Source organism: Terrabacter sp. Root85 (assembly GCF_001429185.1).
GTDB lineage: Bacteria > Actinomycetota > Actinomycetes > Actinomycetales > Dermatophilaceae > Terrabacter.
The window spans coordinates 189,952-213,620 of sequence record NZ_LMIW01000008.1 but is presented as its reverse complement, the minus strand read 5'-3'; the positions used below and the strand labels follow the sequence as shown (position 1 = coordinate 213,620).

The following is a 23,669-nucleotide window of genomic DNA, read 5'->3' as shown; positions in this document are numbered from 1 at the left end:
GGCGGCCCGACCTGGAGGGGACCGGGAACGGTCGTGGACCGGTCGGGGAAAGGTCCGGCGCGACGCCGCTAGGCTCGCCCGGGTGACGCACCACCCCCACGTCCTCGCCCTCGGCTCGGGCCGACGCACCGCCCCCGAGGGCGGCGGCCGACCCACCGCGATCGACAAGCGGCCCGTCGAGTCGTTCGCGGTCCGCGATCCGGGGCCGAAGCACGGCGGTCTCGGCAGCGGGGTCGTCGGTGACGAGATCGGCAACCCGAAGCACCACGGCGGCGCGCTCCAGGCGGTCTACGCGTACCCGCGCGAGGACCAGGAGCTCTGGGAGCAGCAGATCGGGCGCTCCATCCCCTCAGGGGGATTCGGCGAGAACATCACGACGCTCGCCGTGGACACGACACACGCGCTCGTCGGCGAGCGGTGGCGCATCGGCGACGTCGTGCTGCAGGTCGAGGTGCCGCGCATCCCGTGCAGCACCTTCGCCGCGCACATGGGTGTGCCCCGCTGGGTACGCCGCTTCACCGAGGCCGGGCGCACCGGCGCCTACCACTCGGTCGTGGTCCCCGGCACCGTGCACACCGGCGCGACCATCGAGATCGAGCGACCTTCCCACGACATCGACCTGCTCGTGCTCTTCCGCGCCGTCACCGGCGACCTCGCCGCCGCACGACGGGTCGTCGACGCCGACGTCGTCCACCCCGAGGTGCGCGACGGGCTCGTCGAGACGCTCGAACGACGACGCGGGGGCTGAGACACCGCTGTCCCAGACGCCACGTGGGACACAATGAGGTATGCCGCACACCTCCCGACCGATCGGCCGCGCGCTCGTGGGTGGCGTCGTCGTCGCCCTGGTCACGACCGCCTGCTCGACGGCCGAACCCTCCGCCCCCGCGACGGGTGCCGGCACGACCACCTCGGCGACCTCGAGCGCCACCACCGCGACGGGGAGCACCTCGGCGTCGTCGGCCCCCACGACTCCGACGCGTCCACCCGCAGCCCAGCCGGTCGGACCCGTGACCCTGCTGGGCGGCCTCGACATCGCCTGGTCGGTGGCCGTGCTGCCCGACGGCAGCGCCCTCGTGAGCGAGCGCAACACGGGCCTGATCCACCACGTGCCCAAGCCCGGAGCCGGGGGCAGGGCGACGGTCGCCGGGAAGGTGCCGATCACCCGCACGGAGGGCGAGGGCGGACTCCTCGGGCTCGCCGTACCCGAGGACTTCGACGCCGATCCCGTCTTCTACGCGTACTACTCGACCGAGAGCGACAACCGCATCGCCGCCGTGCCGTGGCGGGACGGCACGATCGGCGAGCCCGTCGTCATCTTCTCCGGCATCCCGCGTGGTCGGAACCACAACGGGGGCCGCATCGCCTTCGGGCCCGACGGCTACCTCTACGTCGGCACGGGCGAGGCCGGCGACACCTCGCTCTCTCAGAACCTCGACTCCCTCGGCGGGAAGATCCTGCGCATCACCCCGGACGGCGACCCGGCCCCGGGCAACCCGTTCGGCGGCTCCCCGATCTGGTCCTACGGACACCGAAACGTCCAGGGGCTGGCCTGGGACAGTCGCAAACGCCTGTGGGCCAGCGAGTTCGGACAGAACACGTTCGACGAGCTCAACCTCGTCGAGCCCGGCAAGAACTACGGCTGGCCCGAGGTCGAGGGCCGCGCCGACAACCCCGACTACGTCGACCCCGTCGCCGAGTGGCCGACCTCCGAGATGTCACCGAGCGGCATCGCCGTCGGGCCAGACGGGGCCGTCTACATGGCAGCCCTGCGCGGGCAGTCGGTGTGGCGGGTGCCGGTCAACGCCGACGGCTCCGCCGGCACCCCGACCCGCCACCTCCAGGGCACCTACGGTCGCATCCGCGACGTCCACTTCGTCGGCAGCCGGGTCTGGATCACGACGAGCAACAACGACGGCGCCGACCGGCTCATCTCGCTGCCCCTCTCCGCGGTGGGAGCCGTCTGACCCTTCGCAGCAGGCTTCGCACCGCGTGGGCCGCCACCGGCGACCGGACGTGGCTAGCCTGACGAGCAGGGGTCGGCACCGGCGCCACCCACGAGCAGGAGGGGCACCCATGGGTTCGTACGACGAGATCCTCGACCAGGTACCGATCGACCAGCTGGCAGGCCAGCTCGGGGTCGGGAGTGACGAGGTCCGCCAGGCGGCGGAGAGTGCGCTGCCAGCCCTGCTCGGCGGGCTCCAGGCCAACGCCTCGGACCCCGCCGGTGCCGACTCGCTGCTCACGGCTCTCTCGGACCACCAGGGCACGATCAACGGCCTCGACGACGTCGACGAGCAGGACGGGAAGGCCATCGTCGGCAACATCTTCGGCGGCAGCACCGACCAGGTGGTCAACCAGCTCGGCGGGCTCGGCGGGTCGTCCGGCAGCCTCGTGCAGAAGCTGCTGCCGATCCTCGCCCCGATCGTCATGTCGTGGCTCGCCAACAAGATGGGTCAGGGCGGCCTGGGCGGGATGCTCGGCGGCGGGTCGGGCTCGACCGGCACGACGGCCCCGTCGGGCGGCGGGTCGACCGACGGCGGCTCGCTCTTCCCCGGCGGCGTGGGCGCCGACAGCGGGCCGGTCCAGGCCCCGGGCAGCGCGACGTCGACGGGTGCCGCGTCCGGCGGCTCGAACCCGCTCCAGGACATCCTCGGCCAGGTGCTCGGTGGCGGCTCCGGGTCGTCCGCTGGCAGCGGCGGCGCCGGTGACATCCTCGGCGGCCTGCTCGGTGGTCTCCTCGGCGGCGGCAAGCGCTGACCCTGCGCCGACGCCCTCGTCACCGTCGAAGGGCCACGTCCCGGGCCTCCCCGAGGTCACGGACCTCTGGACCGGCCGGAACGTGGCCTTTCGACGGGTGGAGCGGGTTACTGGAGCTTGGCGAGGATGAGCTCGCGGGCCTTGCCGGCGTCGGCCTGGCCCTTCATCTCCTTCATGACCTGGCCGATAAGGGCGCCCGCGGCCGCCACCTTGCCGTCGCGGATCTTGGCCGCGACGTCGGGGTTGGCCTCGATGACCTTGTCGACGGCGGCCTCGAGGGCACCGTCGTCCTGGACGAGCTCGAGCCCCCGGGCGTCGGCCACGGCCGTCGGGGTCCCCTCGCCGGCGAGCACGCCGTCGAGCACCTGCCTCGCCATCGAGTCGTTGAGGCGCCCCGCTGCGACGAGCCCGTCGAGCTCGGCGATGTGCGCGGGCGTCAGACCCAGCCCGGCGGCGTACGTGACGATGTCCTGACCCTCGGCGTTGGCGCGCCGTGACGGCTCACCGAGCCACCACTTCTTCGCGGCGCCGGCGCTCGCGCCGACTGCGACGGTCTCCTCGATGAGCTCGACCGCTCCGGCGTTGACGACGTCGCGCATCTCGAGATCGCTGTAGCCCCAGTCGGACTGGAGCCGCTTGCGACGGAGTCCGGGAGGCTCCGGCAGGGTGCCCCGGAGGGTCTCGACGGTCTCGCGCGTCGGCGCGACCGGCACGAGGTCGGGCTCGGGGAAGTAGCGGTAGTCCTCCGCGTCGGACTTGACGCGACCGGACGTCGTGATGCCGGTGTCCTCGTGCCAGTGCCGGGTCTCCTGGAGGATCGAGCCGCCGCCCTCGAGGATCGCCGCATGCCGCGAGATCTCGTAGCGCACGGCCCGCTCGACGGAGCGGAGCGAGTTGACGTTCTTGGTCTCGGTGCGCGTGCCGAGCGGCACCTCGAGCTGGGCCTCGTCGAGCGGCTCACCGACGCGCGGGCGCAGCGACACGTTGGCGTCGCAGCGCATCGAGCCCTGCTCCATCTTGACGTCGCTGACGTCGAGCGCGCGCAGCAGGTCGCGCAGTGCGGAGACGTACGCCTTGGCCACCTCGGGTGCGCGCTCCCCCGCCCCCACCATGGGCTTGGTGACGATCTCGATGAGCGGGATGCCGGCGCGGTTGTAGTCGACGAGCGAGTGGTCGGCGCCGTGGATGCGACCGGTCGCGCCGCCGATGTGCAGCGACTTGCCGGTGTCCTCCTCCATGTGCGCGCGCTCGATCTCGACGCGGTAGACGCTGCCGTCCTCGAGCTCGACGTCGAGGTGGCCCTCGAAGGCGATCGGCTCGTCGTACTGCGACGTCTGGAAGTTCTTCGGCATGTCCGGGTAGAAGTAGTTCTTCCGTGCGAAGCGGCACCACTCGGCGATCTCGCAGTTGAGCGCCAGGCCGATGCGGATGGCCGACTCGACGGCCTTCTCGTTGACGACGGGCAAGGCGCCGGGGAGGCCCAGGCACACCGGGCAGACCTGCGAGTTGGGCTCGGCGCCGAACTCGGTCGGGCAGCCGCAGAACATCTTCGTGGCCGTGTGCAGCTCGACGTGGACCTCGAGACCCATGACGGGGTCGAACTTCGTCATGGCCTCGTCGTAGTCCATGACGGCATCGGTCGCGACGGTGGTCATGTCAGGCTCCCTTCGCAGCAGCGGCGCCCAGCACGGGCGCGCGGTCGAGGATCGGACCGCCCCAGCGGTCGACGAGCGCGGCCTCGAGGGCGGCACCGACGGAGTAGAGACGCTCGTCCTTGGTGGCCGGCGCGAGGATCTGGATCCCCGCGGGCAGGCCGTCCTCGTCGGCGAGACCGGACGGGATCGACATGCCGGGGACGCCGGCGAGGTTGGCCGGGATGGTGGCGATGTCGTTGAGGTACATGGCCATCGGGTCCTCGAGCTTGTCGCCGAGCTTGAACGCCGTCGTCGGCGCCGTCGGGCTGACGAGCACGTCGACCTGGGCGTACGCGTTGTCGAAGTCCTGCGCGATGAGCGCGCGGACCTTCTGCGCCGAGCCGTAGTAGGCGTCGTAGTAGCCGGAGCTGAGGGCGTAGGTGCCGAGGATGATGCGGCGCTTGACCTCGGGGCCGAAGCCCGCGTCGCGCGTCGCGGCCATGACCTGCTCGGCGCTCGGCGCGTCGATGCCCTCGGGCAGCACGCGCATGCCGTAGCGCATCGCGTCGAACTTGGCGAGGTTGCTCGACGCCTCGCTCGGGAGGATGAGGTAGTAGGCCGCGAGGGCGTACTCGAAGTTCGGGCAGCTCACCTCGACGACCTCGGCACCGAGCTCCTCGAGCAGGGCGACGGACTCGTCGAAGCGGGCGCGCACACCGGGCTGGTAACCCTCGCCGCCGAGCTCCTTGACGACGCCGACTCGCATCCCCTTGACGCTGGCGGCGCGGGCGGCCTCGACGACCGGAGGGACCGGCGCGTCGATGGAGGTCGAGTCCATCGGGTCGTGCCCACCCATGACGGCGTGGAGCAGGGCGGTGTCGAGGACCGTGCGACCGCACGGGCCGGCCTGGTCGAGCGAGCTCGCGAGCGCCACGAGGCCGTAGCGCGAGACGCCGCCGTAGGTCGGCTTGGTGCCGACCGTGGCCGTGACGGCGGCGGGCTGGCGGATCGAGCCGCCGGTGTCGGTGCCGGTCGCGAGCGGTGCCTGGAAGGAGGCGAGCACCGAGCTCGAGCCACCACCCGAGCCACCGGGGATCCGGTCGAGGTCCCACGGGTTGTGCGACGGCCCGTAGGCCGAGTGCTCGGTCGAGGAGCCCATCGCGAACTCGTCCATGTTCGTCTTGCCGAGGATCGGCAGGCCGGCCTCGCGCAGCTTCGACACGACGGTCGCGTCGTAGGGCGGGATCCACCCCTCGAGGATCTTGCTGCCGCACGTCGTCGGCAGGCCCTTCGTCGTCATGACGTCCTTGACGGCGATCGGCACCCCGGCGAGAGCGCCGAGGGTCTCGCCGGCCCGACGCCGGTCGTCGATCGACCGGGCCTGGGCGAGCGCCCCGGCCTCGTCGACGTGGAGGTAGGAGTGCACCTGGCCGTCGACGGCGGCGATCCGGTCGAGGTGCGCCTGGGTCACCTCGACGGAGCTGATGGCCCCGCTCGCGAGCGCGCCGGCCAGGTCGGCGGCGGTGGCCCTCGTCAGGTCAGTTGGCAGGTCGGTCACGTCAGTGCCTTCGGTTCGTAGCTGCGACAGGAGTTTTCGTGGTGCCCGTCACGGGCGGGGCGTATGCCGGGTGCTCGGCGAGGCGGCATACGCAGGCTTCAGGGGTTGCTCAGTCCTCGTCGAGGATGCGCGGCACCGAGAAGCGCTGCTGCTCGGACTCGGGCGCCCCGGCCAGCACGGCGCCCGCGCCGAGGCTGGGGCGCACCACGTCGGGGCGGGTCACGTTGGTGAGCGGCATCGGGTGCGACATCGGGGCGACGCCGTCGGTCGGGGCCTGCTGGACCTTGGCCACGGACTCGAGGATGACTCCGAGCTCACCCACCATGCGGTCGAGCTCGGCGTCCGAGAGCTCGATCCGGGCGAGGCCGGCCAGGTGGGCTACGTCGTCGCGGGACAGGGATGACATGCGGGCCAGTCTATGGGGCAGCCCCTCGGGCCCGGACCACGCGTCCGGGCCGTGCACGGCATCGCGTGGCCCCTGCCGCGAAGTCCTCCGGCGCGAGGCGTGTCCTGCCGCGGGTGTCGCTCGTTGACCACGGCGGATCCACGAACCACCCAAGGAGAACCCTCGATGACGAGCCCGGCCAGCCCGACCACGACGACGACCGCGCCCAGGGAGAACGTGCCAGCGCCTCCCGCCCCCGCGGCCGAAGCGGCCGACCCGACCCCCGCCGCCTCGGCCGGCCCAGCACCCACCCCGACGGCGAACGAGACGGCGACCGACACGGCGACCGAGACGTCGACCGACGCACCGGCCGACCGGGCCTCCGCCAAGGCCGAGATGGCCGAGGTCGCGCCTCGGGCGCGCCGCTCCCCCGACGTGCGGGCCGGCGCCCGCCGCGCCGCGACCCTCACCGGGGCCGGGATCAGGCGCGTGCGCACCCTGCTCGGCGACATCGTCTGGTTCGCGTGCCTGCTCGCCGCCACGGCGCTCCTGCTCGGAGCCGTCCTCGTCGTGCTGGACGCCAACACACGCAACGCCCTCGTGGCGGCCGTGCTGCGCGCCGCCGACTGGGCCGACCTCGGCGTCTTCAGCCGGACCGCGGGCGTCAAGCAGTTCAGCGGCGACAACGCCGTCGTCAAGAACACCGTCACCAACTGGGGTCTCGGCGCGGTGGCGTGGCTCGTGGTGGGCCGCGGCGGCCGCCGCATCCTGACGCCTCGGTCCTGACCGGTTGCAGGTATCCGCGCCGACGGAACCGCCGCGCGGATACCTCCAACCGGTAGGTCTCTCAGTCGCGCTGCCTGCCGCGCCTCTCGAGGACGTAGCGGCGCAGGACGTTGCGCGCCGTGCCCCAGATGCCGTGGCGGAAGAGCAGGACGATGACGACGAAGATCGTGCCGGTGATGAGGCCGATGCCCTCGAAGCCGGAGCTCGCGAGATAGTCCTCGAGCGTCACGACGACGCCGGCGCCGACGAGGCCGCCCCAGAGCGTCCCGATGCCGCCGAGGACCGTGATGAGCACGACCTTGCCCGACGTCGTCCACATCAGCTCCTGCAGCGACGCGAACTGGTGGCTCACGGCGAAGACGCCGCCGGCGAGGCCGGCGAGCCCGGCCGAGATGATGAACACCGTGATCTTGTAGCGCTCGACGTCGTAGCCGAGGGCGCGCGCCCGGGCCGGGTTGTCGCGCACGGCCGTCAGCACCCGGCCGAAGGGCGAGTTGACGACGCGCCACGCGACGAGGATCCCGACGAGGATCATCGCGGCGCCGACGTAGTAGAAGTAGAACGGGTCGGTCTCGACCGCCTCGATGCCGAAGAAGTTCCTCGGGATGCCCTGGAGCCCGTTCTCGCCGCCCGTGAGGTCACGCGCCTGGTTGGCGATGAAGTAGAGCATCTGCGCGAAGGCCAGGGTGACCATGGCGAAGTAGATGCCGGTCCGCCGCACCGAGAGGTAGCCGATCGGCCAGGCGATGAGCATCGCGAAGACGGCACCGCCGATGACGGCGACCGGGAAGGGCACGCCCCAGTGGGTGGCGATGAGCCCCGTGCAGTAGGCCGAGCCGCCCCAGAACGCGGCGTGGCCGAAGCTGAGCAGCCCCGTGAAGCCGAGGAGCAGGTCGACGCTGATCGCGAAGAGACCCCAGCAGAGGATGTCCATCGCGACTGGCGGGTAGATCCAGTACGGCAGCATCACGAGCACGGCGAGGCCGGCCAGGAGCATGACGTAGCGCAGCGGGTTGCGCCGCGACAGGATCGAGGGCTGGGCCAGGTCGACGTCGACCTTGGCGGTCATCTGCTCGCTCATGCGACCTCCTCCCGTCCGAAGAGCCCCGAGGGCCGGACGAGAACGACGATCGCCATCAGCACGAAGATGACGATCTGGGCGTACGTGGGGGCGTAGGCGATGCCGTAGGCCTCGACGAGTCCGACGAGGAAGCCCGCGACCACCGCCCCGAGGATGGATCCGAGGCCTCCGATGACGACGACGGCGAACAGGATGATGATGAAGTTGCTGCCCATCTCGGCGGTGATCGCGCGGGTCGGGGCGGCCAGCACCCCTGCGAGGCCGGCGAGGGCGATGCCGAAGCCGAAGACGGGCGTGACCCAGAGCCCGACGTTGATGCCGAGGGCCCGCGTCCGGTCGGGTGCCTCGGTGGCGGCGCGCACGATCATGCCGATGCGCGTCTTCGTCAGCAGCAGCCCGACCGCCACGCAGACCACGACCGAGAAGAGACAGGCGAAGATCGCGTAGACCGAGAGGTTGACCGAGCCGACGGAGACCTGGCCCCCGAGTCCGGCAGGCACCTGGTAGGGCAGGCCCGAGACGCCGTAGCGCTGCTTGACCGCCTCGACGATCACGAGCGTGAGGCCGAACGTGAGCAGGAAGTTGTAGAGCGGGTCGAGCTCGAGCAACCAGCGCACGAGCAGGCGCTCCATGAGCACGCCGAACCCGAACATGAGGATCGGCACGATGACGAGCGCGGCCCAGAAACCGACGTTCAGCTCGGCGAGCAGGACGGCGGACAGGACGGCGCCGAGCATGTAGCAGGCGCCGTGGGAGAAGTTGACGACCCCGAGGACGCCGAAGATGACGGCGAGGCCCAGCGCGGAGAGCGCGTAGAAGCCCCCGGCGGCGAGCCCCTGGAGGGTGTACTGGATGAATTCGCTCATGTCTCTCGCTCGGTTCGCGGTCGATCGGGCTGGGTGCGGCTGCCTCGACAGTCGCGCTGTGCCGTATGCCGTCCGGCGCGGCCGCGTGGGACGCGACCGGACGGCATACGCAAGGGGGTGTCAGCTCATCGAGCAGGCGGGGTTGGCCTCCCCGTAGGCCTCGGAGGCCGGGATCGTCTTCTCGATGTCCTCGTAGTCCCACTCCTCCGGGGCGGAGCTCTTGACCTTGGCGAGGTAGACGTCGTGGATGACGGCGTGGTCGGCCTTGCGGATCTCGCCGTTGCGCAGGAAGACGTCGTTGATCTTCTTGCCCTCGAGCTTGCCGACGATGGTGTCGGCGTCGTCGGTGCCGGCCTCCTGGACGGCCTCGAGGTAGTTCATCGCGGCCGAGTAGTTGGCGGCGTGGGCGAACGACGGACGGGTGTTCGTCTTCTCCTTGAAGCGGTCGGCCCACTTCTTGTTCTGCGCGTCGAAGTTCCAGTACCAGGCGTCGGTGAACTGGGTACCGGCGAACTGGTCGACGCCGAGCGAGTGGATGTCCGTGATGAACATCAGGCCGACCGCGAGCTGGACCTTGCCCTTGAGCGAGCTCTGGTTGAACTGCTTGACGAAGTTGATGAGGTCGCCACCGGCGTGCATCGAGCCGATGACGTCGGGGTCGCCCTCGCCGGCCTTGGTGATGAAGGTGGCGAAGTTGTCGCTCGGGAAGGGCGAGGCGATCGACTGGCCGACGGTGCCGCCCGCGGTGGTGATCTCCTTGGTGAAGGACTTGTTCATGTCCTGGCCGAAGGCGTAGTCGGGGTAGACGATGTTCCACTTCTTGCCGCCGGCCTTGGTGATCGTGCCGGCCGTGCCGCGCGCCAGGACGCTCGTGTTGTACGCCCAGTGGAAGGTGTACTTGTTGCAGCTCGCGCCCGTCAGCGCCGTCGTGCCGGCGCCGATGTTGATGTAGAGCTTCTTCTTGTTCTTGGCCTGCGTGGCGACGGCGAGCGCGGCGGCCGAGTTCGGCACGTCGAGGATGATGTCAGCCTTCTGGCGGTCGTACATCTCCTGCGCCTTGGAGTTGGCGATGTCGGCCTTGTTCTGGTGGTCGGCCGTGACGACCTCGATGTCCTTGGCCACGGCCTTGTCGCCGTACTTGGCCTTGTAGTCCTCGATCGCCATCTCGATGGCGACCTTGCTGTTGGGACCGGACAGGTCCTTGTAGACGCCCGACTGGTCGTTGAGCAGGCCGATGACGAGCTTGTCGTCGGTGAGCTTGCTCGAGCCGCCGGACTGGGGGCCGCCGGCCCCTCCGCACGCGGCGAGCGCGAGCGACGCGGTCGCGGCGATGGCGACGGTGCCCTGGACTGTCCTGCTACGCATGTCCCCTCCTGGGGTTGTGACGAGTGGTGACGTGTGGTGCGGGTGTGACGGGGTACCACGGTGGGTGCGGTGTGTGCGGTGTGACGCGAGGGCGTCGTGACGACGGAGCCGGCTGCGCCCGGGCGCCTGACGCGGCCGGGCGACGGGTGGGTGCTACATCCCGAGGTAGGTGAGCAGCTCGCCCTCGCGAGCGCGGAAGTCCTCGTTGCCGAGGTGCTCGACGACCTTGCCCTGTGCGAGCAGGTAGTGCCGGTCGGCGACCGTCGAGGCGAACGTGACGTTCTGCTCGACGAGGAGGACGGCGACCCCCTGGCCCTTGATCTCGCGGATGATCTCGCCGATGCGCTGGACGATGACGGGGGCCAGGCCCTCGCTCGGCTCGTCGAGCAGCAGCAGCCGTGAACCCATCCGCAGCACCCGGGCCATCGCGAGCATCTGCTGCTCGCCGCCCGAGAGCTTCGTGCCGGGGAAGTCGCGGCGTTCGTGGAGCACGGGGAAGAACTCGTAGACCCGCTCGAGCGGCCACGCGTCCGCGTGGACGACCGGCGGGAGCAGGAGGTTCTCGGCGACGGTGAGGCTCGCGTAGATGCCGCGGTCGTCGGGGACCCAGCCGATGCCCGCGCGGGCCCGGGCGTCGGCCGACCGCTTGGCGAGGTCGGCGCCGTCCAGGGTCATCGTGCCCTCGATCTGCCGGTGCAGGCCCATGACCGAGCGCAGCAGGGTCGTCTTGCCGGCTCCGTTGCGCCCGACGAGGGTGACGACCTCACCGGGGGCCACGTCGATGCTGACCTCGGTGAGGACGCGGGCCTCGCCGTACCAGGCGGAGAGCCCGGACACCTCGAGCATCCGTGCGGCGCCAGGCCCGGGGCTCCCGGCCTCCGGCGCACCGGCGCGGTCGGGCGCAGGCTGCTCCGTCGTCGTCGTGGCCGTCGTGTCGTCACTCATGGGCTGCTCCGAGGTATGCCGTGATGACCCGCTCGTCGGCGCGCACCTGCTCGTAGGGTCCCTCCGCGAGCACCTGCCCCGACTGGAGCACGGTGACGCGGTCGGCGAGCGATCCGACGACGTGCATGTTGTGGTCGACGAAGACCACGGTGCGGCCCTCGGCGAGCTGCTTGACGAGGGCGATGGTGCGGTCGACGTCCTCGATGCCCATGCCGGCCGTCGGCTCGTCGAGGAGCAGCAGCTTGGGGTCGAGTGCCATGGCGATCGCGAGCTCGAGCGCGCGCTTCTGGCCGTAGGCCAGCGACGAGGCGGGTGCGCCGGCCCGGTCGGCGAGGCCGACCTGCTCGAGCAGCTCCATGGCGCGGTCCTTGAACGTGGCCATGCGGGTGACCGAGCGCCACCACTGCTTGCCCATGCCGGTCGGGCTGGCGAGGGCCAGCTCGAGGTGCTCGCGCAGGGTCATCGCCTCGAAGAGGCTCGTGATCTGGAAGGAGCGCGCGATGCCGAGCGGTGCGATCTGCTCCGGGGCCTTGCCGGTGATGTCCTCACCGTCGAAGAGCACGGCGCCGGACGTCGGGGTCAGGAAGCCGGTGAGCAGGTTGAAGAGCGTGGTCTTGCCCGCACCGTTGGGTCCGACGAGCGCGTGGACGGTGCCGCGGGCGACCGTCAGGTCGACCTCCGAGACGGCCCGGAAGCCACGGAACTCCTTGGTCAGGGCCCTGGTCTCGAGCAACGGGGTACCCGTCAAGACCTGCACCTCCTCGTGCGTCGCGCTCGGGTGAGCGTGGTGTCGGGCCGTGCCGGTCGGTGTGACGGGCGGGCGACGACTCCGGAAAGTCCGGGAAACTTCGGCAAAGCCTAGGAGGGCTGCACGCCGAAAGGACGGTGGGGACCCACACACCTGACGCGGTTCTGTGGGCTCGCGACACATGCGAGCCAGCCTCGGGACCGGGCGGTCGCCGGTGCGGTCACGCGGGCTCGACGGGTGCGATCAGGTCCGACGGGGTCGGACCCGTCAGTCGGCCGCGCCCGTCTCGAGCAGGCGGCGGAAGCCGTCCTCGTCGAGGATCGTCAGCCCCAGCTCCTCGGCCTTGGCCGCCTTGGAGCCCGCGTTGGCCCCGATGACGACGAAGTCGGTCTTCTTCGACACCGAGCCGGAGGCCTTGCCGCCTCGGCTGATGATGGCTTCCTTCGTCTCGTCACGGGAGAAGCCCTCGAGCGAGCCGGTGACGACGACGGTCTTGCCCTCGAGCGTCCGCTCGACGGATTCGTCGACCTCGTCGGCCATCCGGACCCCGGCGTCGGCCCACTTGCGCACGATCTCCTGGTGCCAGTCGACCTCGAACCACGCGGTGACGGCCTCGGCGATGACCCCGCCGACACCTTCGGCCTGGGCCAGCTCCTCGGTCGACGCCGACCGGATCGCCTCCATCGAGCCGAAGTGGGTGGCCAGCGCCCGGGCCGCCGTGGGTCCCACGTGCCGGATGGAGAGGGCCACGACGACCCGCCACAGCGGCTGGGTCTTGGCCTTCTCGAGCTCGGCGAGCAGCTTGTCGCCACCCGCAGAGAGCACGCGCCCGTCGAGGACGGCCTCGTCCGGGTCGGTCTTCTTGGCGGCCCTGGTGTAGAGCGGGACCTGCGCGAGCTTCTCGCGGGTGAGGCCGTACTCCCCCGCGTGGGGGCTGTCGGGGGCCGGGGCGAAGAGGTCGCCCTCGTCGGTGATGACGCCCGACTCGAGCAGCGCGATCGAGCCCTCCCAGCCGAGGGCCTCGATGTCGAGACCGCCGCGCGCGGCGAGCGCGAAGACCCGCTCGCGCAGCTGGCTCGGGCACGAACGTGTGTTGGGGCAGCGGATGTCCTTGTCGCCCTCCTTCTCGGGGGCGAGCGGCGTGCCGCAGGCGGGGCAGTCGGTCGGCATGACGAAGGCGTGCTCGGTGCCGTCGCGCAGGTCGACGACGGGGCCGACGATCTCGGGGATGACGTCGCCCGCCTTGCGCAGCACGACCGTGTCGCCGATGAGCACCCCCTTGCGCTCGACCTCGTACGCGTTGTGCAGCGTCGCCTGCTCGACCGTGGACCCGGCGACGACGACGGGCTCCATGACGCCGTAGGGCGTCACCCGGCCCGTGCGCCCGACGTTGACGCGGATGTCGAGGAGCTTGGTGTTGACCTCCTCGGGCGGGTACTTGAAGGCGATGGCCCACCGCGGCGCCCTCGACGTGGCGCCCAGCTGGCGCTGGAGGGCCACCTCGTCGACCTTGACGACGATGCCGTCGATGTCGTGGGCCCGGTCGTGGCGATGCTCGCCGTGGAAGGTCACGAACTCCTGCACGGACGCGATGTCGGGCAGGACGCGCACCTCGTCGGAGGTGGGCAGACCCCAGGCGCGGAGGGCGGCGTACCCCTCGCTCTGGCGCTCGATGTCGAAGCCGCGGCGCGCTCCGATGCCGTGGACGAGCATGCGCAGCGGCCGGGTGGCGGTGACCTTGGGGTCCTTCTGGCGCAGCGAGCCGGCAGCGGCGTTGCGGGGGTTGGCGAAGGGGGCCTTGCCCGCCTCGACGAGGCCCGCGTTGAGGTCGGCGAACGCCGCCGTCGGGAAGAACACCTCACCGCGGATCTCGACGAGGTCGGGCACGTCGTCGCCCGCGAGCCGCTCGGGGATGCCCTCGATCGTGCGGACGTTGTTGGTGACGTCCTCGCCGGTGCGGCCGTCGCCGCGGGTCAGGGCGCGCACGAGGCGGCCCTTCTCGTAGAGCAGGTTGATGGCGAGGCCGTCGATCTTCAGCTCGGTGAGGAAGTGGGCGCCGTCGCCGACCTCGCGCTCGACGCGCTCGGCCCACGTCTGCAGCTCCTCGAAGGAGAAGGCGTTGTCGAGGCTCAGCATCCGCTCGACGTGGTCGACCGTCTCGAAGCCGGTCGCGAACGACGCACCCCCGACGTTCTGGGTCGGGCTCTCGGGCGTGCGCAGCGAGGGGTGCTCGTCCTCGATGGCGTTGAGCCGGCGGATCAGCGCGTCGTACTCACCGTCGCTGATGGTCGGCGCATCCTTGACGTGGTAGGCGAACTGGGCCGCCGCGGCCTGCTCGGCGAGCTCGGCCCACTCCTGGTGGACCTCGGTCGGGACGTCGTCGGTGACGGGCGTGGGGCCGCTGCTCTCGCTCACGCGCTCATCCTGCCAGCCGGCTCCGACGGTCACCCGCCCGATGACACTCCTCACGTGGCGGCGGGTCTGTTCACCGGGCGACCCAGCAGTGACAATGGGCCGGAGCCCGCCCCCTGCGAAGGAGCAGAGATGACCAACCTCGCCGCCAACCTCACCGCCACCGCGGCACGCGTCCCCGACAAGGTGGGCATCAAGCTCGACCAGGTCGAGCTGTCGTGGTCGGCGCTGCACAGCGCGGCGGCGGCCGTGGCCGGCCAGCTGCGTGCGGCGGGACTCGAGCCCGGCGACCGGGTGTCACTCATCCTCCCCAACGTGCCGGCATACCCCGTCGCCTTCTACGGCACCCTGCTCGCGGGCGGCGTCGTCGTGCCGATGAACCCGCTGCTCAAGTCGGGCGAGATCCAGTACTTCTACGAGGACAGCGGCGCCCGCTTCAGCTTCGTGTGGCCGGACTTCGCCGACGAGGCCGGGAAGGCTGCGGCCGAGACCGGGACCCGGCTGGTCGTGTGCGGTCCGATGGGGCCGGCCGACGGCCAGTTCGACGCGTCCGAGACGGCGGGCGCCCCGGTGCTCGAGCCGGTCGAGCGCGCCGACGACGACACCGCCGTGATCCTCTACACGAGCGGCACCACCGGCAAGCCCAAGGGCGCCGAGCTGACGCACTTCAACCTGCACCGCAACGCGGAGCGCTCGGCCACCGACATCATGGAGATCACCGAGGACGACGTCATCATGGGCTGCCTGCCCCTCTTCCACGTCTTCGGCCTCACGTGCGGGCTCAACACGTCGGTCCAGCGCGGCGCCACCCTGACGCTCATCCCCCGGTTCGACCCGGCCAAGGCCATCGAGGTCCTCGGTCGCGACCACGTGACGATCTTCCAGGGCGTCCCGACGATGTATGCCGCGATCCTCAACCACCCGAACGCCGACGAGGCCGACACGAGCAGCCTGCGCACGTGCGCCTCGGGCGGCTCGGCGATGCCCGAGGCCGTGATGAAGGCGTTCGAGGAGAAGTTCCACTGCCAGATCCTCGAGGGCTACGGCCTGTCCGAGACCTCCCCCGTCGCCTCGTTCAACATGCCCGACAAGCCGACGAAGCCGGGCACCATCGGCCGGGCCATCCCGGGCTGCGAGATGAAGCTCGTCGACCTCGAGGGCAGTGACACCCCGGCGGGCGAGATCGGCGAGATCGCGATCCGCGGCGAGAACATCATGAAGGGCTACTGGAACCGGCCCGAGGCCACGAAGGAGGCCATCCCCGACGGGTGGTTCCGCTCGGGCGACCTCGCCACCGTCGACGACGAGGGCTACTACACGATCGTGGACCGCAAGAAGGACATGATCATCCGCGGCGGCCTGAACGTCTACCCGCGCGAGGTCGAGGAGGTCCTCTACACGCACCCCGACGTGCTCGAGGCCGCGGTCGTGGGTGTCCCCGACGACCTCATGGGCGAGGAGGTCGGTGCCGCCGTGGTGCTGCGGCCCGGCTCGACGGCGACCCTCGAGGACGTCCAGACGTACGTCAAGGAGCGCCTGGCGGCCTACAAGTACCCCCGCCGCATCTGGTCGCTCGACGAGCTGCCGAAGGGTCCCACCGGCAAGATCCTGCGTCGCGAGGTGCGTCCGCGGACCACGTCCTGACGCGCCGCCCGACCCTGCGACACGCAGGAGTTTGGACTCGCCGTACGTTTTGGCGTATTGCGCCGGATCGGTGACACTGGAGCAGGGTCACTATCGACGTGCCGCACCCCGTCCCGCCCTGGGACGCCCGGCGTCACGTCTGCGAAGGGTATTCACGCGTGAAGTTGAGCATCCGTTCCGCCGCAGTCTCGGGGATGGCCGTCCTGGCCATGCTCGGCGTCACGGCCTGCAATGCAACTGCCACGGCCGAGAACGGCAAGCCCGCGGGCACCTCCTCGGCGACCGCTGGTGGCACGACGTCGGCGGCACCCACGCCGACCACCGACCCGGTGGTCTTCAAGACGACCCCGGGCGACGAGTCCGAGGACGTCTCCGTCGACACGCGGGTCACCGCCTCGGCCGAGAAGGGCACGCTCAAGAAGGCCTCGCTCTCGTACAAGAGCAAGAAGGGCAACCGCATCCCCGTCGACGGCACCCTCGACGGCGGCACGTGGACCGCGTCCGACCTGCTCGAGCCCGGCGTCAAGTACACCCTCGACCTCACGGCCGAGGACTCCGACGGCAAGACCACCGAGTCGACGCAGACGTTCCGCACCGCGAACCTCACGCTCGACGACCAGGTCTACGTCGCCGTCTCCCCGCGTGACGGAGGAACCGTCGGCATCGGCATGCCGGTCGTCGCCCGCTTCGACCTCCCGGTCGTCGACAAGGCGAGCTTCGAGAAGCACATGAAGGTGACCTCGACCCCCGCCCAGGCCGGGTCCTGGTACTGGCTCAGCTCACGCGAGGCGCACTGGCGTCCCAAGACGTACTGGAAGGCCGGCACCAAGGTGCACGTCGAGGCCAACCTCAACGGCGTCCCCGCCGGCGGCAACCGCTACGGACAGATGAGCCGGACCTCCGACTTCACCATCGGGCGTGCCGTCGTGGCCAAGGTCAACCTCAAGACGGACCAGCTGGACCTCTTCATCAACGGCAAGTGGGCCAAGCGCATCCCCGTCACGGGTGGTCGTCCCGGCTTCGTGACCCGCTCGGGCGTCAAGGTCATCATGGACAAGCAGACCAACATCACGATGCGTGCAGAGACCATCGGCCTGAAGAAGGACGACCCCAACTACTACGCCGACACCCCGGTGAAGTACGCCATGCGCGTCACGAACTCCGGCGAGTTCCTCCACACGGCCCCGTGGTCGGTCGCCGACCAGGGCAAGCGCAACGTCAGCCACGGCTGCACGGGCATGAGCGACGCCAACGGCCAGTGGCTCTTCGGCCAGATGCAGATCGGCGACGTCGTCGAGACGACCGGCACCAGCCGTCCGATGACGATGGGCAACGGCTACTCGGACTGGAACCTCAGCTGGGCCAAGTGGACCGCGGGCTCCGCGCTCTGAGCTGACCACCGAGCTCACCGAGCAGAGGCCGGCCACCCTTCGGGGTGGCCGGCCTCTGCCGTTCAGGATGGGGAGCCGCCGGGGACGGTCAGCCGGCGCTGCGCTCCTCGAGCTCGCGGGCGGTCTCCACGGCTGCCCGCTGCACGGCCCTCGCGACCTCCGGTGAGGCAGTGGCCAGGCCGCACGCGGGCGTCACGACGACGTCCGCGAGCGACCGGAGCGGGAGGCCGGTCCGCGTCCACGCCCCGACGAGGTCGGCGGCCAGGTCCTGCGGTCGCGTCCGGCTCCCGTCGGTGGGCACGACGCCGGCATGGAGGCGTATGCCGTCCTCGACCGCGACGGCGACGCCCTCCCACTCGCGGGGGCGCAGCACGGAGGTGTCGAGCGACAACGCGGTCGGCACGGTGGCCCGCAGGAGTGGCAGGGGTGGGCTGGCCGCACAGCAGTGCACGACCGTCTCGCCGTCGTGTGCCCGGAGCACCGTCGTCAGGCCGGCCGCGGCCACCTGGGGGTCGAGGCTCGGCAGGCGACCGAACCCCGACGAGGTCGGCAGCCGGCCGGCGAGCACGGTCGGGAGGCTGGGCTCGTCCACCTGGAGCACGATCCGCGCCCCGGGGACGAGGCTGCGCACGGCGGCGACGTGAACGCGTACGCCCTCGGCGAGGGACTCGACGAGATCACGGCTGGCGCCGTCGTCGACGATGACGCGCTCGCCGCGCGAGAGCCACACGTTGGCGGCGAGGGTCCACGGTCCGACGACCTGGAGCTTGAATGGGCCGGTGTGCCCGTCGTAGGCCTCGGCGAGCTCGTCGAGGTCCTCGCGGAGCATCGCCGCCGTGCGCGACGCGTCGCGTCCGGGGCGGTCGACGAGCCGCCACCCGATGGGCTGGAGGTCGACGGGCAGCTCGACGAGCAGGCCTGCCGTGCGCCCGACCATGTCGGCTCCCGGCCCCCGTGCGGGCAGCTCGGGGAGGTAGGGCACGTGGCCGTCCAGGATCTCGCGCACCTGCCGCACCGCGTCGCGCACCGAGGTGCCGGGCCAGGAGCCGATGCCGGAAGCGAGAGTCACCGCGCCAGCCTAGGCGCACCCGGATCCGGGACCGCACCGCGAGGTGTGGTCGACGCCCCACCGGAGTCTGACGGCAGTAGCGTGATGCCGGTGCGCCGCCATGACTTCTCGGGACCTGCAGACCTGCGGGCGATGCAGGGCCTTGCCTCGCGGCTCTGGACACCCGCCTCCCGCTTCCACCCCGGTCAGCTCGCGTGGAGCCGCTACTACCGGCCGGTCGACCCGATGGGTCTCGACGACGACGAGGCCATCGCCCTCTGGACCGACGGCGGCGAGGTCGTCGGCTTCGGCTGGGCCGAGGCGCCGGACTGGTTCGAGCTCCAGGTCGACCCCGCGCGGCCCGAGGTCGCCGCGGAGGTCGTCGACTGGTTCGAGGAGGTGAGCGACGCAGAGACGCAGTCGGCCCTCGTCATGGAGGGAGATGTCGCCGAGCAGGCCCTCGCCGCAGCAGGATTCGAGCCGCACGCGGACGAGCCCTTCTTCACGCACCACGAGCTCGACCTCGCCGATCTTCCGCCGGTGCCGGACGTCCCGGGCTACACCTTCCGTCACATCGAGCCGCACGAGGCCCGCGCCCGCGCTGCCGTCCACGCCGCCTCGTGGTCCGACGTGGGCCCGTCGAAGGTCGACGAGCGGGCCTACGAGCAGCTCATGGGCGCGTGGCCCTACCGCCACGACCTCGACTGGGTCGCCCTCGACGCCGACGACACCATGGTGGCCTCGGCCCTCGTGTGGCTCGACCCGGCCCACGGCGCGGGTCTCGTCGAGCCGGTGGGGTGCGTGCCCGAGCACCGCGGTCGCGGACTCGCAGGAGCCGTGACGCTCGCCGCCCTGCACCGGCTCGCCGAGGTGGGCGCCTCTGTCGCACAGGTGAGCCCGCGCGGCGACGACGACTACCCGGGTCCCCAGCGGCTCTACCGCGCCCTGGGCTTCCGACCGCGCGCCCGCACCGTCACGTGGCGCCGCTCGCTGGACTGAGGTCGCCTCCCGGCTACCCGACGGGGGTTCGCTCCAGCCGAGAGGCGGAGATCGTGGCCGAGCCGACGACCCGCGTGCCCTCGTAGAGCACGACGGACTGTCCCGGCGCGACGCCACGCACGCGGCCCTCGAGCCGCACCTCGACGCGGTCGCCATCGGCCCAGGCCGTCGCGGCATACTCCTCGCCGTGCGCACGCACCTGCGCACCGACGTGCACGACGCCCTGCGGCGCCGGGCCGCACCAGCGGGCATGGTCGCCGGTGATCGCGTTGACGCCGAGCAGGTCGGCGGCGCCGACGACCACCTGGTTGGTCTCGGTGCGGACCTCGACGACGTAGCGCGGCTCGCCGTCGGCGGCGGGCCGCGAGAGGGCGAGCCCGCGGCGCTGTCCGACCGTGTAGGCGAAGGCCCCGGCGTGCTGGCCCACGACCTCACCGGACGTGTCGACGATGTCTCCGGGGGCCTCGCCGAGCTCGCGCGTCAGCCACCCCTTGGTGTCGCCGTCGGCGATGAAGCAGATGTCGTGGCTGTCGGGCTTCCTGGCGATGAAGAAGCCCCGCTCGGCCGCCTCCTCGCGAATCCGCGGCTTGGTCGTGTCACCGAGCGGGAAGAACGACCGGGCCAGCTGGTCGGCGTCGAGCACGCCGAGGACGTAGCTCTGGTCCTTGGCCATGTCGACGGCGCGGTGCAGCTCGCGCCGCACTCCCCCGTTCCCGTCCTCCGCTTCGACGACCTGGGCGTAGTGACCCGTGGCCACGGCGTCGAAGCCGAGGGCCAGCGCCTTGTCGAGCAGCGCGGCGAACTTGATCTTCTCGTTGCAGCGCAGGCACGGGTTGGGCGTGCGCCCGGCAGCGTACTCGGCGCGGAAGTCGTCGACGACGTCGCGCTTGAAGCGGGCCGCCATGTCCCAGACGTAGAAGGGGATCCCGAGCACGTCGGCCACCCGACGGGCGTCGCCGGCGTCCTCGATGGTGCAGCAGCCGCGCGCCGACTCGCGCAGCGTCGCCGCGCTCTGGCTCAGGGCGAGGTGGACGCCGACGACCTCGTGACCGGCGTCGAGCATGCGGGCGGCGGCGACCGCCGAGTCGACGCCACCGCTCATCGCCGCCACGACCCTCACGACGCGGTCGCCTCCCGCGCGCGGCGCGCGCGCTCGATGGCAGCGGGCAGCGCGTCGACGAACGTGTCGACGTCGGCCTGGGTCGAGGTGTGCCCGAGCGTCAGGCGCAGGGCGCCCCGGGCGTCGCTCTCGGCGACCCCCATCGCGAGCAGCACGTGGCTGGGCTGGGGCACGCCGGCCTGGCACGCCGACCCCGTCGAGCAGGAGACCCCCGCAGCGTCGAGCAGGTAGAGCAGGGAGTCACCGTCGCACCCGGGCACGAGCAGGTGCACGTTGCCGGGGAGCCGGCTCACGCCCTCGCCACGGCGCCAGACCCCGGACGGCCGGATGTCCGGGGCGATCGCCATGGCGCGCTCGATGAGGTCGTCGCGCAGCGCGACGAGCCGCGCCGACTCGGCCTCGATCGAGGCCGTGGCCTCGGTGAGCGCGGTAGCGAAGCCGACGATGGCCGGGGTGTCGAGGGTGCCGGACCGCACCTGCCGCTCCTGCCCGCCGCCGTGCGTCAGCGGGACGAGCTTCGCGTCACGGCGCAGCACGAGGGCGCCGACGCCGATGGGACCGCCGAGCTTGTGCGCGGTCACCGACATGAGGTCGGCGCCGCTCGCCTCGAAGTCGACGGCCAGGTGCCCGGCCGCCTGCACGGCGTCGGTGTGGAACGGCACCCCGAACTCGTGCGCCACGTCGGCGATGGCACGGACGTCCTGGACGGCTCCGACCTCGTTGTTGGCCCACATCACCGAGACGAGGGCGACCGAGTCGGGGTCGGACTCGATGGCGGCGCGCACGGTCGCGGGCTCGACGACACCCTCGGGCGTGCAGTCGAGCCACGTCACCTTGGCACCGTCGTGCGCGACGAGGAAGTCGACGCAGTCGAGCACGGCGTGGTGCTCGGTGGCGCCGACGAGGAGGCGCACCCGCGCCGGGTCGCGATCCCGGCGGGACCAGTACGTGCCCTTGACGGCGAGGTTGTCCGACTCCGTGCCACCGGAGGTGAAGACGATCTCGGAGGGTCGCGCACCGAGGCAGCGGGCGATCCTCTCGCGCGACTCCTCGACGGCCCGGCGCGCGGCGCGACCCGTGCGGTGCAGGGACGAGGCGTTGCCCACGACCGCCAGCTGCTCCGTCATCGCCGCGAGGGCGGCGGGGAGCATCGGCGTGGTCGCCGCATGGTCGAGATAGGCAGTCACCCACCGATTCTAGGACGCCCGGACACCCCGGCCGGACGGCCGCAGGACGAGGCGTCCACCCACTCCCGTGGGCGATGGCGTATGCCGTCCCGCCGGCTACCCGTGCGTAACCTCACACCGCGCCCCCTCGTTGGCCAGTCACGTCGCCACCCTCCACTGACGTGGGGTGGCCCAGCAGAGAGGGATCTCATGCGATTGACCGCCTCACGCCGCCTCCGTCTCGGAACGGTCACCCTGGCAGCAGCCACCGCCCTGACCTCGGCCACCGTCGCCGCCGCGTCGCCGGCCTCGTCCGGTCCGCAGTCCGCGCCGTCCGGCGCCGCCGCCGGCCTGCTGGGCACCGGCCAGGCCCGCGCACCGCTGTCGACGTGGCTCGCGCAGCACTGGTCGACCCTGTCCGCCGTCACGCCGACGACGGTCCTCGTCCACGCGACGGACGTCGGGGCCGCACGCCGGGCCGCCACCGCGTCCGGGCTCACGGTCCGCGACACCTACGACAAGATCGGTGTCGTCGTCGCGGCCGGGCTCCCCCTGCAGATCGACGCCGTGCGCTCCGTCCCCGGCGTCACGTACGTCGAGGGCAACCAGCCCATCGACATGTTCCTGTCGACGTCCAACACGGCCACCCGCGGCTCCGAGGCCCGGGCGACCCTCACGGGGGCGAACGGCACGGCCCTCGACGGCTCCGGTGTCAGCGTGGCCGTCATCGACTCCGGCGTCGACCCGACGCACCCGTTCCTCCAGAACGCCGACGGCACCTCGGCCGTCGTCAAGAACCTCAAGATGGTGTGCGACCCGCTCGAGCTGCTCCCCTGCCAGCCCGTCGACGCCGGCAGCCTCAACACCGACCTGCTCGCCGCAGGCGGTCACGGCATGCACGTCTCCGGCATCGTCGCCGGGCGCGACGTCACCCTGTCCGACGGCACGAAGATGCACGGGGCCGCCCCCGGCGCGAGCATCGTCAGCCTGAGCACCGGCGCCGTGCTGCTCATCGTCGGCGCCGACTCGGCGCTCAACTGGGTCCTCGAGCACCACGCCGCGCCCTGCGGCGCGGGCGTCCCGGCCAGCACCTGCCCGCCGATCAAGGTCACGAGCAACTCCTACGGACCGACGGGCGGCGGCGAGTTCGACCCGAACTCGGCGACGGTCAAGCTCCAGCGCGCGCTCGTCGGCGAGGGCGTCGTCTCGGTCTGGGCCAACGGCAACGACGGCGGCGACGGGTCCGCCAACCTCTCCAACCCTCCCGGCCAGGACCCGACGGGCGGCATCATCTCCGTCGCGTCGTACAACGACCAGGACACCGGCACCCGGGGCGGCACGGTCAGCGACTTCAGCTCGCGCGGGCGCTCGGGGCAGTTCGCCTCCTACCCCGACATCTCGGCGCCGGGTGAGGGCATCACGTCGTCGTGCCGGATCTACCTGCCGATCTGCACGACGGGCGGCGACCCGCGCAACAACGGCGACTACAACACGATCAGCGGCACCTCGATGGCGACGCCGCACATCTCGGGAATCGTCGCCCAGCTCTTCCAGGCCAACCCGAGCGCGACGCCGGCCCAGGTCGAGGCCGCCATCAAGGCGACGGCCTGGAAGTACGCCGACGGAGCCGCCTACGTCAGCGACCCGGCCGGCAACGGCACGACGTCGTTCGACAAGGGTCACGGCCTCGTCGACGTCGTGGCGGCGGCCACCGCGATCCGTCCCTGACGCCGGGGCGCACCCAGCACCACACGCATCACC

General features: G+C 71.5%; 20 protein-coding genes. 8 read left to right on the top strand and 12 right to left on the bottom strand.

What is annotated here, in order from left to right:
• Nucleotides 1-82: 82 nt before the first annotated feature.
• The 3 genes from ASE25_RS07530 (at nucleotide 83) to ASE25_RS07520 (ending at nucleotide 2,760) form a co-directional block, all read left to right on the top strand.
• Nucleotides 83-748, top strand: a complete 666-nt coding sequence (locus ASE25_RS07530) for an MOSC domain-containing protein (protein WP_056824419.1) — start codon at nucleotides 83-85, stop codon at nucleotides 746-748.
• 40 nt (nucleotides 749-788) lie between these two features.
• Nucleotides 789-1,967 carry a sorbosone dehydrogenase family protein gene (locus ASE25_RS07525; protein WP_056770319.1) on the top strand — a complete coding sequence of 393 codons (1,179 nt, stop codon included), beginning with the start codon at nucleotides 789-791 and terminating at the stop codon, nucleotides 1,965-1,967.
• Between the two features lie 109 nt (nucleotides 1,968-2,076).
• Nucleotides 2,077-2,760, top strand: a complete 684-nt coding sequence (locus ASE25_RS07520) for a DUF937 domain-containing protein (protein WP_056770322.1) — start codon at nucleotides 2,077-2,079, stop codon at nucleotides 2,758-2,760.
• Nucleotides 2,761-2,867: 107 nt separating this feature from the next.
• On the opposite strand, the gene gatB is transcribed toward ASE25_RS07520, so the two are convergent.
• The 3 genes from gatB to gatC form a co-directional block, all read right to left on the bottom strand.
• Nucleotides 2,868-4,415, bottom strand: coding sequence for an Asp-tRNA(Asn)/Glu-tRNA(Gln) amidotransferase subunit GatB (gatB, locus tag ASE25_RS07515; RefSeq protein WP_056824416.1), 1,548 nt, complete (start codon nucleotides 4,413-4,415; stop codon nucleotides 2,868-2,870).
• Between the two features lies 1 nt (nucleotide 4,416).
• The gene (gatA, locus tag ASE25_RS07510) at nucleotides 4,417-5,943 is read right to left on the bottom strand and encodes an Asp-tRNA(Asn)/Glu-tRNA(Gln) amidotransferase subunit GatA (RefSeq protein WP_056825636.1); all 1,527 of its coding nucleotides are present in this window, start codon (nucleotides 5,941-5,943) and stop codon (nucleotides 4,417-4,419) included.
• A 118-nt stretch (nucleotides 5,944-6,061) separates the two neighbouring features.
• Complete coding sequence (gene gatC, locus ASE25_RS07505; RefSeq protein ID WP_056824413.1) at nucleotides 6,062-6,358, bottom strand: Asp-tRNA(Asn)/Glu-tRNA(Gln) amidotransferase subunit GatC; 297 nt, start codon at nucleotides 6,356-6,358, stop codon at nucleotides 6,062-6,064.
• 165 nt (nucleotides 6,359-6,523) lie between these two features.
• On the opposite strand from gatC, the gene ASE25_RS23170 reads away from it, so the two are divergent.
• Nucleotides 6,524-7,123, top strand: a complete 600-nt coding sequence (locus tag ASE25_RS23170) for a hypothetical protein (RefSeq protein WP_200959018.1) — start codon at nucleotides 6,524-6,526, stop codon at nucleotides 7,121-7,123.
• Between the two features lie 61 nt (nucleotides 7,124-7,184).
• On the opposite strand, the gene ASE25_RS07495 is transcribed toward ASE25_RS23170, so the two are convergent.
• The 6 genes from ASE25_RS07495 to ligA form a co-directional block, all read right to left on the bottom strand.
• Complete coding sequence (locus ASE25_RS07495; protein WP_157623358.1) at nucleotides 7,185-8,204, bottom strand: branched-chain amino acid ABC transporter permease; 1,020 nt, start codon at nucleotides 8,202-8,204, stop codon at nucleotides 7,185-7,187.
• A complete protein-coding gene (locus tag ASE25_RS07490) occupies nucleotides 8,201-9,070 on the bottom strand; it encodes a branched-chain amino acid ABC transporter permease (protein ID WP_056770330.1) in 870 nt (289 codons plus the stop codon). The genes ASE25_RS07495 and ASE25_RS07490 overlap by 4 nt, the downstream gene beginning before the upstream one ends.
• A 120-nt stretch (nucleotides 9,071-9,190) precedes the next feature.
• A complete protein-coding gene (locus ASE25_RS07485) occupies nucleotides 9,191-10,435 on the bottom strand; it encodes an ABC transporter substrate-binding protein (RefSeq protein WP_056824410.1) in 1,245 nt (414 codons plus the stop codon).
• A gap of 153 nt (nucleotides 10,436-10,588) precedes the next feature.
• Nucleotides 10,589-11,380: an ABC transporter ATP-binding protein gene (locus tag ASE25_RS07480; protein WP_200959017.1), complete on the bottom strand. Its 792-nt coding sequence runs from the start codon at nucleotides 11,378-11,380 to the stop codon at nucleotides 10,589-10,591.
• On the bottom strand, nucleotides 11,373-12,137 hold the full coding sequence (locus tag ASE25_RS07475; RefSeq protein ID WP_235508594.1) for an ABC transporter ATP-binding protein: 765 nt from the start codon (nucleotides 12,135-12,137) through the stop codon (nucleotides 11,373-11,375). The genes ASE25_RS07480 and ASE25_RS07475 overlap by 8 nt, the downstream gene beginning before the upstream one ends.
• A gap of 258 nt (nucleotides 12,138-12,395) precedes the next feature.
• A complete protein-coding gene (gene ligA, locus ASE25_RS07470; RefSeq protein WP_056772500.1) occupies nucleotides 12,396-14,543 on the bottom strand; it encodes an NAD-dependent DNA ligase LigA in 2,148 nt (715 codons plus the stop codon).
• A gap of 129 nt (nucleotides 14,544-14,672) precedes the next feature.
• Here ligA and ASE25_RS07465 point away from each other — a divergent pair, with 129 nt between their 5' ends.
• Nucleotides 14,673-16,184 carry a long-chain fatty acid--CoA ligase gene (locus tag ASE25_RS07465; protein WP_056824407.1) on the top strand — a complete coding sequence of 504 codons (1,512 nt, stop codon included), beginning with the start codon at nucleotides 14,673-14,675 and terminating at the stop codon, nucleotides 16,182-16,184.
• A gap of 158 nt (nucleotides 16,185-16,342) precedes the next feature.
• On the top strand, nucleotides 16,343-17,575 hold the full coding sequence (locus ASE25_RS07460) for an Ig-like domain-containing protein (RefSeq protein WP_235508593.1): 1,233 nt from the start codon (nucleotides 16,343-16,345) through the stop codon (nucleotides 17,573-17,575).
• 88 nt (nucleotides 17,576-17,663) lie between these two features.
• Here ASE25_RS07460 and ASE25_RS07455 read toward each other — a convergent pair whose 3' ends face one another.
• Entirely contained in the window at nucleotides 17,664-18,644 is a 981-nt protein-coding gene (locus ASE25_RS07455; RefSeq protein ID WP_056824402.1) for a methionine synthase, read from the bottom strand.
• Between the two features lie 84 nt (nucleotides 18,645-18,728).
• Here ASE25_RS07455 and ASE25_RS07450 point away from each other — a divergent pair, with 84 nt between their 5' ends.
• Nucleotides 18,729-19,622, top strand: coding sequence for a GNAT family N-acetyltransferase (locus ASE25_RS07450; protein WP_235508592.1), 894 nt, complete (start codon nucleotides 18,729-18,731; stop codon nucleotides 19,620-19,622).
• A 13-nt stretch (nucleotides 19,623-19,635) separates the two neighbouring features.
• Here the strand turns inward: ASE25_RS07450 and mnmA are convergent, their stop codons facing one another.
• Nucleotides 19,636-20,742, bottom strand: a complete 1,107-nt coding sequence (gene mnmA / locus ASE25_RS07445; RefSeq protein WP_056770343.1) for a tRNA 2-thiouridine(34) synthase MnmA — start codon at nucleotides 20,740-20,742, stop codon at nucleotides 19,636-19,638.
• On the bottom strand, nucleotides 20,739-21,929 hold the full coding sequence (locus ASE25_RS07440; protein WP_056824401.1) for a cysteine desulfurase family protein: 1,191 nt from the start codon (nucleotides 21,927-21,929) through the stop codon (nucleotides 20,739-20,741). The genes mnmA and ASE25_RS07440 overlap by 4 nt, the downstream gene beginning before the upstream one ends.
• A gap of 189 nt (nucleotides 21,930-22,118) precedes the next feature.
• On the opposite strand from ASE25_RS07440, the gene ASE25_RS07435 reads away from it, so the two are divergent.
• Complete coding sequence (locus tag ASE25_RS07435) at nucleotides 22,119-23,636, top strand: S8 family serine peptidase (protein ID WP_056824398.1); 1,518 nt, start codon at nucleotides 22,119-22,121, stop codon at nucleotides 23,634-23,636.
• The last annotated feature ends 33 nt before the right edge of the window (nucleotides 23,637-23,669 follow it).

Coding starts and splice junctions, on each gene's coding strand:
- ASE25_RS07525 (WP_056770319.1), top strand. CDS start 789: ATGCCGCACACCTCCCGACCGATCGGCCGCGCGCTCGTGGGTGGCGTC.
- ASE25_RS07520 (WP_056770322.1), top strand. CDS start 2,077: ATGGGTTCGTACGACGAGATCCTCGACCAGGTACCGATCGACCAGCTG.
- gatB (WP_056824416.1), bottom strand. CDS start 4,415: ATGACCACCGTCGCGACCGATGCCGTCATGGACTACGACGAGGCCATG.
- gatC (WP_056824413.1), bottom strand. CDS start 6,358: ATGTCATCCCTGTCCCGCGACGACGTAGCCCACCTGGCCGGCCTCGCC.
- ASE25_RS23170 (WP_200959018.1), top strand. CDS start 6,524: ATGACGAGCCCGGCCAGCCCGACCACGACGACGACCGCGCCCAGGGAG.
- ASE25_RS07495 (WP_157623358.1), bottom strand. CDS start 8,204: ATGAGCGAGCAGATGACCGCCAAGGTCGACGTCGACCTGGCCCAGCCC.
- ASE25_RS07490 (WP_056770330.1), bottom strand. CDS start 9,070: ATGAGCGAATTCATCCAGTACACCCTCCAGGGGCTCGCCGCCGGGGGC.
- ASE25_RS07485 (WP_056824410.1), bottom strand. CDS start 10,435: ATGCGTAGCAGGACAGTCCAGGGCACCGTCGCCATCGCCGCGACCGCG.
- ASE25_RS07480 (WP_200959017.1), bottom strand. CDS start 11,380: ATGAGTGACGACACGACGGCCACGACGACGACGGAGCAGCCTGCGCCC.
- ASE25_RS07465 (WP_056824407.1), top strand. CDS start 14,673: ATGACCAACCTCGCCGCCAACCTCACCGCCACCGCGGCACGCGTCCCC.
- ASE25_RS07450 (WP_235508592.1), top strand. CDS start 18,729: ATGCCGGTGCGCCGCCATGACTTCTCGGGACCTGCAGACCTGCGGGCG.
- ASE25_RS07435 (WP_056824398.1), top strand. CDS start 22,119: ATGCGATTGACCGCCTCACGCCGCCTCCGTCTCGGAACGGTCACCCTG.